This window comes from Variovorax sp. P1_H12_2 (assembly GCF_056405335.1).
Genome location: NZ_JBFUCI010000150.1, coordinates 1 through 13,634 on the forward strand (window position 1 = coordinate 1; position 13,634 = coordinate 13,634).

Sequence of the window (13,634 nt, forward strand, 5' to 3'; positions counted from 1 at the left end):
GTTCAAGTCTCGGGTCGCCGCCATCGGACCGGAAGTCGGGTACGCATTCAAATTTGGGGGCCTGCCGGCGTATGCCAACTTGCGCGCCTACTACGAGTTCTGGGCGCAGAACCGGGTCTCGGGCTACGCGGTGTTTGCGACGCTGGTGCTGCCGTTCGGAAAGTGACCCCACGGTCGGACGCGGCGAGGTCCTGATCGATACGGGTCAGGTTGAATCCGCAGCCGACTGCGCCGGCAGGAGAGCACAACGTGAACGTCTGCTCTCGACTGCTCAGCGGAGTCGAGGGGCGCGAACTCGAACGGCATCAACGGCCCAGAACGGCTGTTCACGCCCCGATCACGGCCGCCGCCAGACCCCTCGCGCGGCGCCCATCGGCAGGGCGACGGGAGCGGTGGGTCAAGGACGGCGGAAAACCGGTTTCAGCCCTGGTGGCACATCGCGCCATCGCCGCCGCTGACCGCTGCGCGGTTCAGTTCCAAACGGTGAAGACTGCAGAAGTTCAAAAGCAAGCGGTTTTCGTACGGCCTTGGTGAGCATCATGGGCAGAACGTCAGTCCGTTCAATGCCTTGCGCCCTGGCCATCGGGTGGGCGCACTCGGCGATCTCGTCGTCATGCGGCAGCAAATCATCGGACTGTGCGCCGTCACGATGCTTCCATGGCGCGGGGGACGCCTGGGTCCGACGCCCTGAAGTGGCAGGGCGCCCCACCGGCTTTGCCGCTGTCGGGCTGCTCCAGGTTCGCGCCTTCGCGCTCATCCCCTCGCGGGGACTGGCCTGCTGGCCAGCCTTGCGCATCCCTGGCGCGCGGGACTGACGTCCCTTGAACCTCCTCTTGCCAGACCTGCCTGCGGCAGGTAGAGGCGCTCGCCGCGCGGCGGTTGGGGCGCGCATCGGCCTCGGTCGGTGCTGCCGTTCACCTGTGCTCTTTCGCTTTGTCCGGTGACTCTGCGCCGGCGCGGCCGCGGGACCGGCTGCGCCTGCAAGGGGGTCTTCATAAAGCTGCGCTTTACAAACCTTCCCCCTTGCTCCCGCGTCCGAGCCGTCGCTGTCGTTCACCGGGCGAAAGACTCAGGAGAACGGCGGCCAGCTCCGGGCAGGAGGCCGATGCGAACCCCAACCCTTCATCGAAGGGCTCGAGATCTAGAAGCCCGGCATCTCTTCAATTTCAATTGCAAAGGAAACGGAAATGACTGCTGTTATCGAGACCCAGGTCGCTGCCGGAGGCAAGACGCCACGCAAACTCAACGGGGCCGCAAGGCCCAGCAAGGCTACCCAGCCGAAGGCTTCCGGGAAGGCGACCGCCGCCCGAGTCGCGGTGATCGCGCCCGCCACCCGCGACGTGCTGGTGCCGCTGGACCAGTTGGTGCTCAGCGAGGCCAACGTGCGCCGGGTGTTTAACGAGGACGGCATTGCCGAACTTGCCGCGCTCATCGAGTCGCAGGGACTGCTGCAGCGGCTCGCGGTGGTCGCGCAGGYGGAGGGGGGCTTCGCCGTGGTGGCCGGTGGCCGCCGCCTGCGCGCCATGCACCAACTCGTCGCCGAGGGCAAGTGGAGCGCCTCGCAGCCCGTGGAATGCAAGCTCTACGACGACGCCCGCGCCGCCGAGGTGTCGCTGGCGGAGAACTCCGGTCGCGAAGCCATGCATCCCGCCGACGAGATGGAAGCCTTCCGCAAGCTGGTGGAGGCAGGCCTCACGGTCGGGCAGGTCGCGGGCCGCTTCGGGGTGAGCGTGCTGACGGTCGAGCGCCGCCTGAAGCTCGCACGTCTGGCCCCGCGCTTCCTCGCGATGTACCGCGCCGACGAGATCGAGCAGGACCCGTTGCAGGCGCTCGCGCTGACCGAGGACCACGCGGCGCAGGAAGCCGTCTGGGATGGCCTGCCGGCCTACGACCGCGATGCATGGACGATTCGGCGCATGCTGACCGAGCAGTCCTGCGCGGGCGACAGCCGGCTCGCGCGCTTCGTGGGCATCGACGCCTACGAAGCCCGGGGCGGTGCGGTGCGCCGCGATCTCTTTGCCGATGGCGACGATGCGGGGAGCGTCTATCTGGACGACTCGGTGCTGCTGCAGACCCTCGCGATGGAGAAGCTGCGCGCCCTGGCCGAGGAAGTGCGCGCCGAAGGCTGGGGATGGGTGGACTGCCTCACCGAGGGCGACAGCCTCGCGGTGCGCCGCTACGGGAGCGAGGCGCAGGCCGAGCGCGAGCCGACACCGGCGGAAACACAGGCCATCCAGTCGATGCAGGCCGAGCGCGACCGTCTGGCCGAGGCCTATGCGCGCAACGAGGAAGAAGGCGATCCCGGTGCCGACGCCTACGAGGTCGAGGAACAGCGCCTGTCCGGTGCTTTGGATGCCCTGGACGACAAGCTCGACGCCGCCCGTGCGGCCCTGCAGGCCTGGACGCCCGAACAGATGGCACGCACCGGTGCGCTGGTGCGCATCGACCCCGCGGGGCGGGTGGCCGTCCATCGTGGCCTGATCCGGCCCGAGGACCGGACGGCGGGGACGGGCGCAGGCGGGAGCGGCGATGAGCGAGAAGCCGACGCCAGCGAGGGAAAAGGGAACATGAAGAGGCGTCCCGAGTTCAGCGAGAAGCTCATGCGCGACCTGACCGCGCACCGCACCGCGGCCCTGCAGGCCGCGCTGACGCAGAACCCGCACGTGGCACTGGTCACGGTCGTGCACCGGATGGCCGAGACCGTCTTCGGCCAGTACAGCCGGGGCAACGATGTGGTGAAGGTGCACGTGCACCTGACCAGCGACCACGCTCTCGCGCAGAACGCGACCGGCTACGAGACCTCTCCCGCGGGCGCGATCCTCGGGCAGGCCGAGACGGCGTGGGGCGACCGGCTCCCCGGCAACCCGCAGGCGTTGTTCGGCTGGTTGCTCGGCCAGGACCGCGACACGCTGCTCGACCTGCTGGCCTACTGCACCGCACGCAGTATCGACGCGGTGGCGGGCCGTGAGCGCTCCCGCGACCAGAGCGATGCCATCGCCGAGGCCCTCGGCATCGACATGGCCGACTGGTGGGTGGCGACTCCAACGAACTACCTCGGAAGCGTGAGCAAGGCCAAGGCGCTGGAAGCGGTGAGGGAAGCGACAGGCACCGACGCCACGAAGGCCGTGGCCGGAATGAAGAAGCCCGAAGCGATCGCCTACTGCGCGACCCAACTCGAAGGCTTGCGCTGGTTGCCCGCGCCGCTGCGCGCACGTGGTGCGAACCCCGTCGGCTTTGAAGACCCAGAGTCCGACGACTGATCAGCCATCCCGGGACGTCCACAGGGCCGGCGAGGGAAATGTCGCCGGCCTTCTCATGATTTCCCGATCAGCTCGTGCACCTTGGCGCGCGTGGCCGCGTCGAGCGACGGCCATGCCGACATCAGCGCGCGGCCGACGCGCGCCTGCTCCCGCACATCGCGCATCCCGAACCAGATCGTGCCCGTGACCAACGCCGCCGTCAGCGCTGCGCTAAGGGTGCAGGCGACCCAAATCGGAACGCCAGGGCGGGCGGCGCCGGCCGCCGCCGGAAGCGGGCGACCGTGCATCGCGGCCTCGATCCGCGAGGCCGAGGCGCCGAGCTTGCGGCCCGTCTCCAGCAACAGCGGCTGCGCGTCGAGCGACTGCTGGACCAGCGCGCCCAACGTCGTCAGATCGGCCGTCAGTTCCTCGTGCACCTTCGTCAGCGTCTGCGCCGCTGCCTCGGCGCGCTCGAGCAGCGGATCGACATCCTCCAGCAGGATGCGCAACGCCGCATGCTGCGCGCTGGCCGGGTTCATGCGCGGCGCGGCTTGGCCATCGCGACGACATTCACCGCTGACTGCGCCGATGGTGGAAAGAGCAGGGCGTGCACATCCTCCAGGTTTTGCTGGGCGGTGACCGCCAGGTCGTGCGTCATCTGGCCGGCCATGGCGCGCTCCAGCGCGGCCAGGTCCCCGGCTCGCTTCGCCTCGCCGCGCGCGGCCCGCCAGTCGGTCGGGTCCTGCGCCAGTTCGGCGATGGTCTTTCGGCTCGCCTTCGCGAGCTCGAAGACCTCGTTGGCCGCAATGACCGCGTGCGGCTCGAACACCGCCTTGTCCCTGCCCTCCGTGGCGGCATAGCCGGCCACGAGCGCATAGGCCATCTTCACGGGTTCGAGCCCGTGGCTCGCGTACTGGTTGAAGACCACGCGCACCTTCGCCGGATCCACGCCGAGCCTGGACAGCCAATCGATGGTGGTGACGGTGTCGCGCTGCTGCTTGTCCGCCGGAACGGTCGGCACGAGCACCATGTCGAACTCGCCCACCGAACTCTTGAAGCGTCCCATCTCGTCCATGAAGGGCCCGACGTTCGAGGCGCCCACATCGACGATGACATCGTCGTTGAACATGATCTCCCGGAAGATCTCGCGAAAGCGATTGGCGGCGAGTTCCTCGACGTTCAGGGTGTCCACGTCGCTGGCACTCGACGCATTGATCGATTCGACGCTGACGATCTTGCCGCCCGGCGCAAAGGCGCCGAGCAGGTGCACCGCCAGGGTGCTCTTGCCGACGTTGCCGGACAGGTTCAGGACACAGATTTTCATGGGCGGTCCTTGCGCGATGGCTCGCGTTGCTGCTGGCGGTGGAGGTCGCGTGCGATCTGTGCGTAGTCGCGCGACGCGACCTTGCGGGCCTCGATCAACGCGTCCAGGACGCGTGTGGCCGAGGCGCTGGGATACGTGGGGGCCAGATCCGACTGCAGCGGTGTGGCTTCGTCCGCAACCGCAGCGCCGGGCCGCATCGAAGCATCCGGGCTCCGTGCGCTGGTGGCGGTGACTGTGGCAGTGGCAGTGGCAGTGGCAGTGGCAGTGGAAGAGAAAGACGAAGAGGAGGGGGAAGAAGAGGACGGCACGGCGCGCGTCGCCTTCTTCATGCGCGCCAGGCAAGACTTGTAGGTGTTCCAGCTCGCTCGAAGCCCTGCGGCTGCGAGCGAGGCGTGGATGGCCTTGTGGCTGTGACCGATGTCGTGCGCCTCCACGATGAGCTCGCGCAGGTGGCTGAGCACGACCGAGGCACTTCGCAGGTTCTGGGCCACCAGCGCACCGGCCCGCTCCCCTATGCGCTGCAAAACGTCCGGCTCTTGCATTTGACTTGTTCAATCGTTGCTTCAAGGGGTACATTGTGGATCATCAAATTCGTGTTGTCTCTATTGGAGAAGCAAATGAGGGATGCACAAGTGAGGCACTTTGGGTGCACTGAGGATGCACAAGCAGCGCACAAAGGCTGCCGCCTGGGTGCAGTTCGAATGCAGTCAGCCTTCGGCCTGCTGGCACGCTCTCGGCCGATCCTTCGGCTCGTCCGACCTGTTCCTCATGGCCAGGCCTGTGTTTTGGCGGACGGCAAGGGGCCCGCCGACTCGCCTAGGGTCGATACACCATACGCACCTACGAGGTGCCCGCAAACCCGCATGCAGCCTCGAAACTTGGGTATGACCTGTCGCAGGCCGGGTACGACCTCGCGGCCGCAAGCCCGCATGGTTGCTGGCTGAGGAGGTATGACCGTGGCCAGCATCGTGTCGATCAAGTTCAATGATGAGGAGGCCCAGGTGCTTGCGCGTGCGCATGCAGCCTCCGGCGTGTCGGGCTTGAGTTCGCACATCAAACAGGTTTACTTCGAAGCGCTCCAACTCAACGTCGGCGTGCTGCAGGAGATCCGCGTCGACCTCGAGCGGATCGGCAGCAACATCGAACGCCTGCGCGGCGGCGACGATGGCCGCACCGATCCCGAGATGCTGTTAAGCATCCTGTGCGGCCTGTACGTCATGGTGCGCAAATCGGTGGGCGACAGCATCCGGGCGCAGGCGGACCAGGCGCTGGACGTCGGCGCGATCGAGCGCTACCTCAAGGGACGATGAGGTTCGCGTGTTCGTCAACCATCGCACGCCCGACAACACCCTGCGCTCCTGGCTGGCGCTGGGGGTGCTCGCGGCGACCGTGGCCGGGTGGATCGCCAACGTCGCGCTGTACTACCGGCTGCCGGCAGCGCTGTTTGCAAAGGGTCTCTGGTACGCGGCGAAGGAAACGCCTTTCCTGCCCGTGCTCTGGATCGGTCCGGTCCTCGGCCTCGTGTTGGGTGTCCTCACATTCGCGGTGTGCGCAAGGCGCTACGTCAATCACTTTGGCGGCTCGGTCTTCGTGACGCGGCTGCGCGGTCCCAAGATGGTCGGACAGAAGGTGCTGGCGTCGCAGACCCGCAGGGGCAAGGGCCAGTTGCTCTTCGCGGGCATCCCGATCCCGAAAGAGGTCGAGAACACCCAGTTCTTCGTCGGCGGATCGACCGGCACGGGCAAGAGCGTCTGCATCAGCGACTATATCGAGAGTGCGGTCGCGCGCGGCGACCGCATCGTCTGCGTCGACCCGGATGGCGCCTCCATGCGCTACTTCTACAGGCCCGGCGACGTCATCCTCAACCCGTTCGACAAGCGCAGCCAGGGCTGGAGCATCTTCAACGAGATCCGCACGAGCTTCGACTGCGAGCAGTACGCGATCAGCCTGATCCCGCGCAGTCCGTCCACCGAGCAGGAAACCTGGAACAGCATGGGGCGCACCATCGTCAGCGAGACGCTGACGGTGTTGCTGCGCCAAGGCGCGGGAACGACCGAGCGGCTGGTGCACTGGCTCACGACGGCCAGCAACGACGACCTCAAGGCACTCCTGGCCGGCACGCCCGCGGCGGGCTGCTTCCACGGCGCGCCGGACACGCTGGCCAGCATCCGCACGGTGCTGACGCAGTACATCACCCCGCACAAGTACCTGCCCTCCGGCGACTTCTCCTTCCGCGACTGGCTCGACCGCGGTCAGGGCAGCCTCTGGATCACCTGGCGCGAGGACATGCTGCAGGCGCTCAAGCCGCTGATCTCGTGCTGGGTCGATGTGACCTGCGCCAGCGTGCTCTCGATGCCCGAGGAGCCGGGCCGTCGCATGCATCTGGTCTGCGACGAGCTCGACTCGCTCGAAAAGCTCAACTACATCATCGATGCGGCGACCAAGGGTCGCAAGAAGGGCCTTCGCATCATGCCGGGTGTCCAGTCATTGGCGCAGCTCAACGACACCTACGGCAAGGATGACGCGCTGACCTTGCGCAATTGCTTTCGCAGCGCGTTCCTGTGCGGCATCGGGGAACTCGACACGTACACGGCCGAGGAGTTCTCGCGCGGGCTGGGCGAGCACACGGTGCTGCGGCGCGCCCCCAGCGTGTCCGTCGGCTCCGTCGGCGGCAAGGGGACGCTCTCGCACCGGCAGGACACCGAACGCCTCGTCTCGCCGGCCGAGTTTCACCTGCTGCCGAACCTGACCGGCTACGTGAAGCTCGCCGGCAACTATCCGATCGCGCGCGTGACGATGAAGTACAAGACCCGTCCGGTTGTGGTCGCGCCCATGATCATGGCGGACGGCTTCCACGACCGGCCTTGCGAGCGCAACCTGCTGTTCACGGCCCCCCACGGCATGGCGTCGGCGCTGGCTTCGCCGGGTGCTGCTGCCATGGCTGCCACTGTGCATTCGTCCTGACGCGGGAGGCTGCCCATGTTGTCCTTCAAGTTCGTCACCAGCGCCGCGGGCGCCGCGCACTACTTCGAGACTTCGGACGACTACTATGGCAAGGAGGGACACCGCGGCGAGTGGGTGGGGCAGAGCGTCATCCATCTGGGCCTGGATGGCGCGCAGACCATTGACCGCGAAACTTTCCAGAATCTGCTCGACGGACAACTCCCCAGCGGCAAGCGCATGCGCCTGAGCCAGACCAAGGGCAGCAAGGATCGCAAGGGCATCGACTTCACCTTCAGCGCGCCGAAATCGGTCAGCATCCAAGCGCTTGTGAAAGGTGATCAGCGAATCGTTGCGGCCCATGACGCCGCGGTGAAGAAGAGCCTGGAGCTGATGCAGGAGTTCGCCGCGACACGCAAGAAGCAAGGCGGTCTGTCCTTCCGGGAGCGCACGGGGAACCTCGTCACTGCCACCTTTCGTCACGAGCTCTCGCGCGCGCAAGATCCGCAGTTGCACACCCACGCGATCGTGATGAACCTGACCCGCCGCTCCGACGGCGAATGGCGGGCGCTGTCGAACGAGGACCTGCTCAAGAACGTCAAGGTGGTCGGCGCGTTCTACCGCGCGACGCTCGCGACCGAACTCAAGGCCCTCGGCTTCGACCTTCGGGAAACGCGCAAGGGCGGGTGGGAGTTGGCGCACATCCCGGATGCGGCGATCCAGCATTTCAGCCAGCGCAGTCGGGAGATCGAGAAAATGCTTGCCGCGCGAGGGCAGGACYGCGGCAGTGCGACCACGGCGCAAAAACAGATCATCACGCTGGCGACGAGACAGAAGAAGACCGAGAGCGATCGGGCCTGGCTGCGTGCGCACTGGCTGCAGACGGCGAGAGAGGCAGGCGTGGATCTCGACGCGCAGAGGGGGATGGTGCATGCAGTGCGCCATCAGGTGGCAAGGGCCGGTGAGGCCATTGGCAAAAAACTGACCGGAAAGAGCCGCGGCCACCAGGCCGCGGATGAAGCGATCGCCTTCGCGATCGCTCATCTCGCGGAGCGGCAGGGCATCTTTTCTCGGGCGGAACTGCTGGAGGTGGCCTACGGGCGTGCGGCGACGCGAACCACCACCACGGCAGTGGAGGACGCGCTCGACCAGGCCAAGACCGATGGACGCCTGCTGCCGGAACTGCCCCTCTACCAGACCGCCCGCTCCCTGAACATCAGCGCCAGCGAGTTGGCCAGGGATCCCAACGCTGCCCGGTTCAAGGGGCACGACGACTTCGAGAAGCTCACGCGCTCGTCCTGGATCGCCCTGACCATGGCCGCGCGCCGCCAGACCCAGGCGCAGGCCGAAGCCTCTGTCGATTTGGCGATCCAACGTGGCGCCCTCGTGGCGGCGGAGGCCCGATTCGCAACGCCGGAGGCGAAGCGCAGCGAGATTCGCATCCTCGGCATCGAGAAGGCAGGGCGAGGCGCGGTGGCGCCCGTCGCGTCGAGCGAAAGCGTCGCCAGCATGCTGGCTACCAGCGGCCTCAACGCGGGCCAGCGCGACGCCGTGGCGATGGTGCTGACGGCGCGCGACCGCTTCGTCGGCATCCAGGGCCTGGCCGGGACCGGCAAGAGCCACATGCTGAGCAAGGCGGTGGCGGGCATCAAGGCGCAGACGTGCCGGCTCTCCGGCAGGCACGGTTATCGCGTGATCGGCCTCGCGCCGTATGCGTCGCAGAACGAGGCGCTGGCGTCGCTTGGCATGGAATCACAGACGCTCGCCTCCTTCCTGGCCCGCACCTCCCAGCAGCGCACGCTGGATCGACACAGCATCGTGTTCCTGGATGAAGCCGGCGTCGTGCCGGCGCACCAACTCGAGCAGCTCATGTCGATCATCGAGAAGCAGGATGCGCGGCTCGTCCTCAGTGGCGACCGCAAGCAGACGCACGCCGTGGAGGCGGGCAAGCCCTTCGAGCAACTTCAGGATGCCGGCATGAAGAAGGCGTTCCTCACCGAGATCCAGCGCCAGAAGAACGCGGCGATCCGCGCCGCCGTGGTCCACGCCGCGAACGACGAAGTGCCGCGGGCCGTCGCAGTGCTTAACCACACCATCGTGGAGGTCCGGCAGGACGCGCACCGCCATGCGCGGCTTGCCGAAGCTTATGTGCAATTGCCAGAGGCCGAGCGCAGCGAGACGCTCATCGTGGCCGGAACGAACGATGCACGGCGCGCGATCAATGCGCTCGTGCGCGAGGGCTTGTCGCTGCCGAACGGGCAGCCGGTGGAGGTCCTGAACAACGTGGACATGACGCGCGCCGAATTGCGGTCCGCGCAAAGCTACGACGCCGGGCAAATCGTGGTGCTGCAGCGCACCTACTCCCGGGGGCTGGTGCAGGGCGAGCAGCTCACGGTCGTGGGTCACGACATCAAGCGCAACACCCTGACGGTCGAGCGCGAAGGAGGCCAACGGGTGACCTTCGATCCCGCGCACAGTTCCATGTTGCGCCTCTATGAGAAAGAGACCGTTGACCTCGCGCCGGGCGATTGGGTTCGCGTGACGGCCAACGACAAGGCGCTGGGCGTCGCCAATGGCGAGCGCTACCAGGTCGGTGCGGTGGAACAGGGCCACGTGATCCTGCAGCGCAGCGCTCGAGGTGGCACAGCAATGCCGCACATCCGAATCGATCGCAGCCGACCCATGCACCTGCAGCATGGCTACGCGAGCACGATCCATTCGGCGCAGGGCCTGACCAGGAGCCGCGTGCTGGTGGATGCGAACACCAAGAGTCTGACCAGCAACCGCGCGGTCTTCTACGTAGCGATCTCTCGACCCCGGAACGACATCACGCTGTTCACGGATGATGCGTCGAAGCTTGCCACGGCAATGAGTCGGGAGCCGAAGAAGTTTGCCGCCTTGGAGTTGCGGGATGGGCGCTTGGAATCTGTTGTGCTGAAGGCCAAAATCGACCGGTCGGCGCATGTCAAGCTGGCGGCTCAAATCCGGATGCACACGCCGCCGACAACACCGCGCGCGGACACGCTCAGAGTGCATCGCTAGAGGTGCGGATGTCCAAGTCCTCTGTCGCACCTCGATAAATCGAATCTCTCGCATCCGCAGGAGGGTTGGAACATGAAAGCGCGTGACCTGATTGTGCTGACGTCCCTCGTGATGGGGCTGGAGTTTGTCGCACCCACGCCCGCGCGCGCCGCCCGGTGTTCGCCCGACACCTTTCTGATGATCCGGTCGGAGTCGCTGCCCGCCGGGGAGCAGCCGGGTGAAATTGCTTTATCAGAATCCCAACTGCTGGCCCTTCCAACCCACACGATCACCACGGCCACCGAGTGGACGCCGCGAAGCCGCTTCGAAGGCCCGCTTCTGAGCGACGTCCTGGCGCTGGCCAAAGTCCGGGGAAAATCCATACGGTTGTTTGCACTGGACGACTACTCGATCACGATTCCCTGGAGCGACATGGACCGGTACGGCATCATTCTCGCGCACTCGCAGAACGGCGAGCACCTCTCGAAGCGCAAATTCGGGCCGCTGTTCCTGGTGTACCCGCGCGACCAGTACGCATCGATGCTCGACACCCCAACTGGGACGGAGAAGTTCACCTGGCAGGTCTGCGGCATCCATGTTCAGTGAGCGTATGTCGACCTGGTTCAAGGGCTGGCGCTTCAAGGCGGCCATCGGACTGCTTCCCGCGATCTTCAGCGTCACAGCGTTGCTGTTGTTCTGGCCGGGCGCGTCCCGCTGGCCGGGCAACCGCCCCATGGAAGGTTTCTACTGGTCCGCGACGCAGTATGAAAAGGCCTTTGGCAGGGCGAGGGAAGAGTTGCGTGCCGCGGCAGCCGGCGAAGCCGTCCGGCCCGAGACCCTTGACCGCGTCGCGTCGGTGCTGGCCTCAGCGGCCGATCGATTGCTGGCGCCGTCGAAGGTCAACGATGCGTTGCGAACCATCGACGGCTACGACGCCATGGCCGAGCAACTCACGCGTTTTGATCAGGAGGTCGTCGCCCGCGTGCATGCGCCGGATTTCGATGCCGCTGCGGCGCGAGCCCTTCTGAGCCGCTTCAGCGAGTTCGAGCCTGTGATCCAGGACTGGGTCGAGGCTGCCCGCTCCAAGGAAACGACAAGCGACGATGAGGTGCTGCGCAGGATGACGCACGCACGCAATATGGCCTTGCTCGCGGCGGCCTTGTTGGGCGTCGGTGGTTGCATCTGGCTCCTCTCCATTCTGCGCGAGCGGCGTGCTTACCGGACGGTAGCCCAGCAGCGGCTGTCGGCGCTCGAAGCCGAGCAGACCGCCAAGGCAGAGATGGAGGCGGCCGTTCGGGCCAAGACCCAGTTCCTGAGCATGGTGAGCCACGAGCTTCGCTCGCCCTTGCAGGCCATCCTGTCCTCGGTCGACCTGCTCGGCATGGCGATTCCACCCGCGGAGCGCGAGCAGGCCATTGCGCGCATCCGGCGCTCGTCGATGGTGCTCGGCGTGCAGTTGCGGGACCTGCTGACGCTGGCCCGAGGCGAAGMCGGCAAGCTGGAGATCCGGCCCGAGTCGTTCGAGGCGCGTGCGCTCATGGACGACGTTGCCGATGTGGCGGGTGAGCGCGCGCGCGACAAGGGGCTCGTGTTCAAGCTGTTGATGCCCAGGGAGCCGATCTTTGCGATGGCGGATGTCCTGCGCATCAGCCAGGTCCTGGCCAACCTCGTGAGCAACGCGATCAAGTACACGGAGCGCGGCCACGTGGCCCTCGAACTCGAACCTGCGCCGCTGGGCTCGGGCCAGTTGGTCTTTCACGTCACGGACACGGGGCCCGGCATCCCCTCGGCCCGCCTGGCAACGGCGTTCGAGCCCTTCGAGCGTGTTGGCGCGCCAGGCAAGGCCGACGAAAGTGCCGGCATTGGGCTCACCATCGTGCGCACCGTGGTCAAGCATCTGGGCGGGAGCGTCGAGATCGACAGCAAGGAAGGGCAGGGCACCAGGGTCACCGTGAGGGTGCCGGCACTCATCGAGGATCCGGACGCGGTGCATGGGCACTCGGACGCCATGGACGCGGTGCTCATCGTGGAAGACCAAGGCGACATCCGCGCTTCGATCCACGGCCTGGCCATGCGCCTGGGCTACCGGTGCGATGTGGCTGACTCGGCGGCGGCCGCCGCCAACTATCTCGCGGCGGCCCCCTACTACACGGTGCTCATCGACCTGGACATGCCTGTAAAGGGCGGGATCGAGCTGGCGATGGAGACGCGGCGTCTCGAAGGCCCGAACCAGAACGCCTATCTGGTCGCCATGAGCGCGGCTGCGCCCGAACGACCGCTCGAGCCGTGGCCTTTTGACCAGGTCATGGAGAAACCGATCGAGACATCGCGCTTCGAGCGGGTGCTAACCCATCGCGAGCGAGCGCGGCAACGATGAATTCGAGCTGCACCGGCTTCTCGAAGGTCCGGAAGTTGTAGTCGTTCGAGGCCACCGCCACCTCTTGGGTGTTGAGGGTGGAGTCGCGGAACTTGCCGCTGACCAAGGCGATGGCGCCGTGGTTGGTTTCCTCGCGGATCATCGCGATGAGTGGCAGGACGGTGGTGCCGCCGCGCAGCTTCCAGTCGAGGATGTAGCCGTCGAATGGCTCACGCTTGATCTCGGCCATCAATGCGTCGATGGTGTTGTACGGCGATGCCTCATAGCCCCGTTCCCGAAGACCGGCGCAAATGGACTTGGTCACCTCCCGGTCGTCGTCCAAGACAGCGATGCGGGGTGGCGTGTCGACGGATTGATCGATCTCGATGCTTTGGACGCGCAGCGTGGCCAGGCCAACAGCTGCTGATGCCGGCACGACCGTGTAGACCCCGGCGTTCTCGACGGCCACAAAAGCGCCGCCACCAAATTCTTCGTTCTCCGGCTGCAGCCAGATGCGACAGGGCGTTTGCACGTCTCCGACTTGCAGGGTGGCACGGGTGCCACCTTTGAGGCGACCGCCGCCCAGCATCTCCGGGAGCGTCTCACCGAACTTCTCTGCGATCGACTGGAGTTCCTCTAAGGACCACGCCGCCGTTCCGTGGGTGCGTCGATGTGAGGCGGCGCGGGAGATCCCAAAAAACTCGCCGACGAAGGCGGCCTGTCGGTGCTTGGGGATGCCGTGACGCCCCAGCAG

11 protein-coding genes are annotated in these 13,634 nt (G+C 66.4%); 7 read left to right on the forward strand and 4 right to left on the reverse strand.

Annotated elements, in window-relative coordinates; all coding sequences use genetic code 11:
* Nucleotides 1-166: transporter (locus tag AC1D2K_RS16510; RefSeq protein WP_478089924.1), on the forward strand; the 166-nt coding region annotated here is incomplete at its 5' end.
* A 1,021-nt stretch (nt 167-1,187) separates the two neighbouring features.
* Nucleotides 1,188-3,260 carry a ParB/RepB/Spo0J family partition protein gene (locus tag AC1D2K_RS16515; protein ID WP_478089914.1) on the forward strand — a complete coding sequence of 691 codons (2,073 nt, stop codon included), beginning with the start codon at nt 1,188-1,190 and terminating at the stop codon, nt 3,258-3,260.
* Between the two features lie 53 nt (nt 3,261-3,313).
* Here AC1D2K_RS16515 and AC1D2K_RS16520 read toward each other — a convergent pair whose 3' ends face one another.
* From AC1D2K_RS16520 to AC1D2K_RS16530, 3 genes are read right to left on the reverse strand one after another with little or no spacing between them, the layout of a single operon-like run.
* Entirely contained in the window at nt 3,314-3,778 is a 465-nt protein-coding gene (locus tag AC1D2K_RS16520; RefSeq protein WP_478089915.1) for a hypothetical protein, read from the reverse strand.
* Nucleotides 3,775-4,563, reverse strand: a complete 789-nt coding sequence (gene stbB / locus AC1D2K_RS16525) for a StbB family protein (protein ID WP_478089916.1) — start codon at nt 4,561-4,563, stop codon at nt 3,775-3,777. Before stbB ends, AC1D2K_RS16520 begins: the two co-directional genes overlap by 4 nt.
* Complete coding sequence (locus AC1D2K_RS16530) at nt 4,560-5,105, reverse strand: hypothetical protein (RefSeq protein ID WP_478089917.1); 546 nt, start codon at nt 5,103-5,105, stop codon at nt 4,560-4,562. The genes stbB and AC1D2K_RS16530 overlap by 4 nt, the downstream gene beginning before the upstream one ends.
* Before the next feature lie 414 nt (nt 5,106-5,519).
* Between AC1D2K_RS16530 and AC1D2K_RS16535 the strand changes: the two genes are divergently transcribed.
* The 5 genes from AC1D2K_RS16535 to AC1D2K_RS16555 all read left to right on the forward strand — a co-directional run bounded on the left by AC1D2K_RS16535 (nt 5,520) and on the right by AC1D2K_RS16555 (nt 12,901).
* Nucleotides 5,520-5,873 carry a hypothetical protein gene (locus AC1D2K_RS16535; RefSeq protein ID WP_478089918.1) on the forward strand — a complete coding sequence of 118 codons (354 nt, stop codon included), beginning with the start codon at nt 5,520-5,522 and terminating at the stop codon, nt 5,871-5,873.
* 7 nt (nt 5,874-5,880) lie between these two features.
* On the forward strand, nt 5,881-7,527 hold the full coding sequence (locus AC1D2K_RS16540; protein ID WP_478089919.1) for a type IV secretion system DNA-binding domain-containing protein: 1,647 nt from the start codon (nt 5,881-5,883) through the stop codon (nt 7,525-7,527).
* A gap of 15 nt (nt 7,528-7,542) precedes the next feature.
* Entirely contained in the window at nt 7,543-10,545 is a 3,003-nt protein-coding gene (gene mobF, locus AC1D2K_RS16545) for a MobF family relaxase (RefSeq protein WP_478089920.1), read from the forward strand.
* 72 nt (nt 10,546-10,617) lie between these two features.
* A complete protein-coding gene (locus tag AC1D2K_RS16550; protein ID WP_478089921.1) occupies nt 10,618-11,130 on the forward strand; it encodes a putative pterin-binding protein in 513 nt (170 codons plus the stop codon).
* A gap of 4 nt (nt 11,131-11,134) precedes the next feature.
* The gene (locus tag AC1D2K_RS16555) at nt 11,135-12,901 is read left to right on the forward strand and encodes a hybrid sensor histidine kinase/response regulator (RefSeq protein ID WP_478089922.1); all 1,767 of its coding nucleotides are present in this window, start codon (nt 11,135-11,137) and stop codon (nt 12,899-12,901) included.
* Here the strand turns inward: AC1D2K_RS16555 and AC1D2K_RS16560 are convergent.
* On the reverse strand, nt 12,828-13,634 hold an 807-nt coding region (locus tag AC1D2K_RS16560; protein WP_478089923.1), incomplete at its 5' end, for a helix-turn-helix domain-containing protein. The two genes, AC1D2K_RS16555 and AC1D2K_RS16560, sit on opposite strands and share 74 nt — an antisense overlap.

Excerpts from the sequence above, each read along its gene's own strand:
- AC1D2K_RS16520 (WP_478089915.1), bottom strand. The coding sequence starts at position 3,778 with ATGAACCCGGCCAGCGCGCAGCATGCGGCGTTGCGCATCCTGCTGGAG.
- stbB (WP_478089916.1), bottom strand. The coding sequence starts at position 4,563 with ATGAAAATCTGTGTCCTGAACCTGTCCGGCAACGTCGGCAAGAGCACC.
- AC1D2K_RS16530 (WP_478089917.1), bottom strand. The coding sequence starts at position 5,105 with ATGCAAGAGCCGGACGTTTTGCAGCGCATAGGGGAGCGGGCCGGTGCG.
- AC1D2K_RS16550 (WP_478089921.1), top strand. The coding sequence starts at position 10,618 with ATGAAAGCGCGTGACCTGATTGTGCTGACGTCCCTCGTGATGGGGCTG.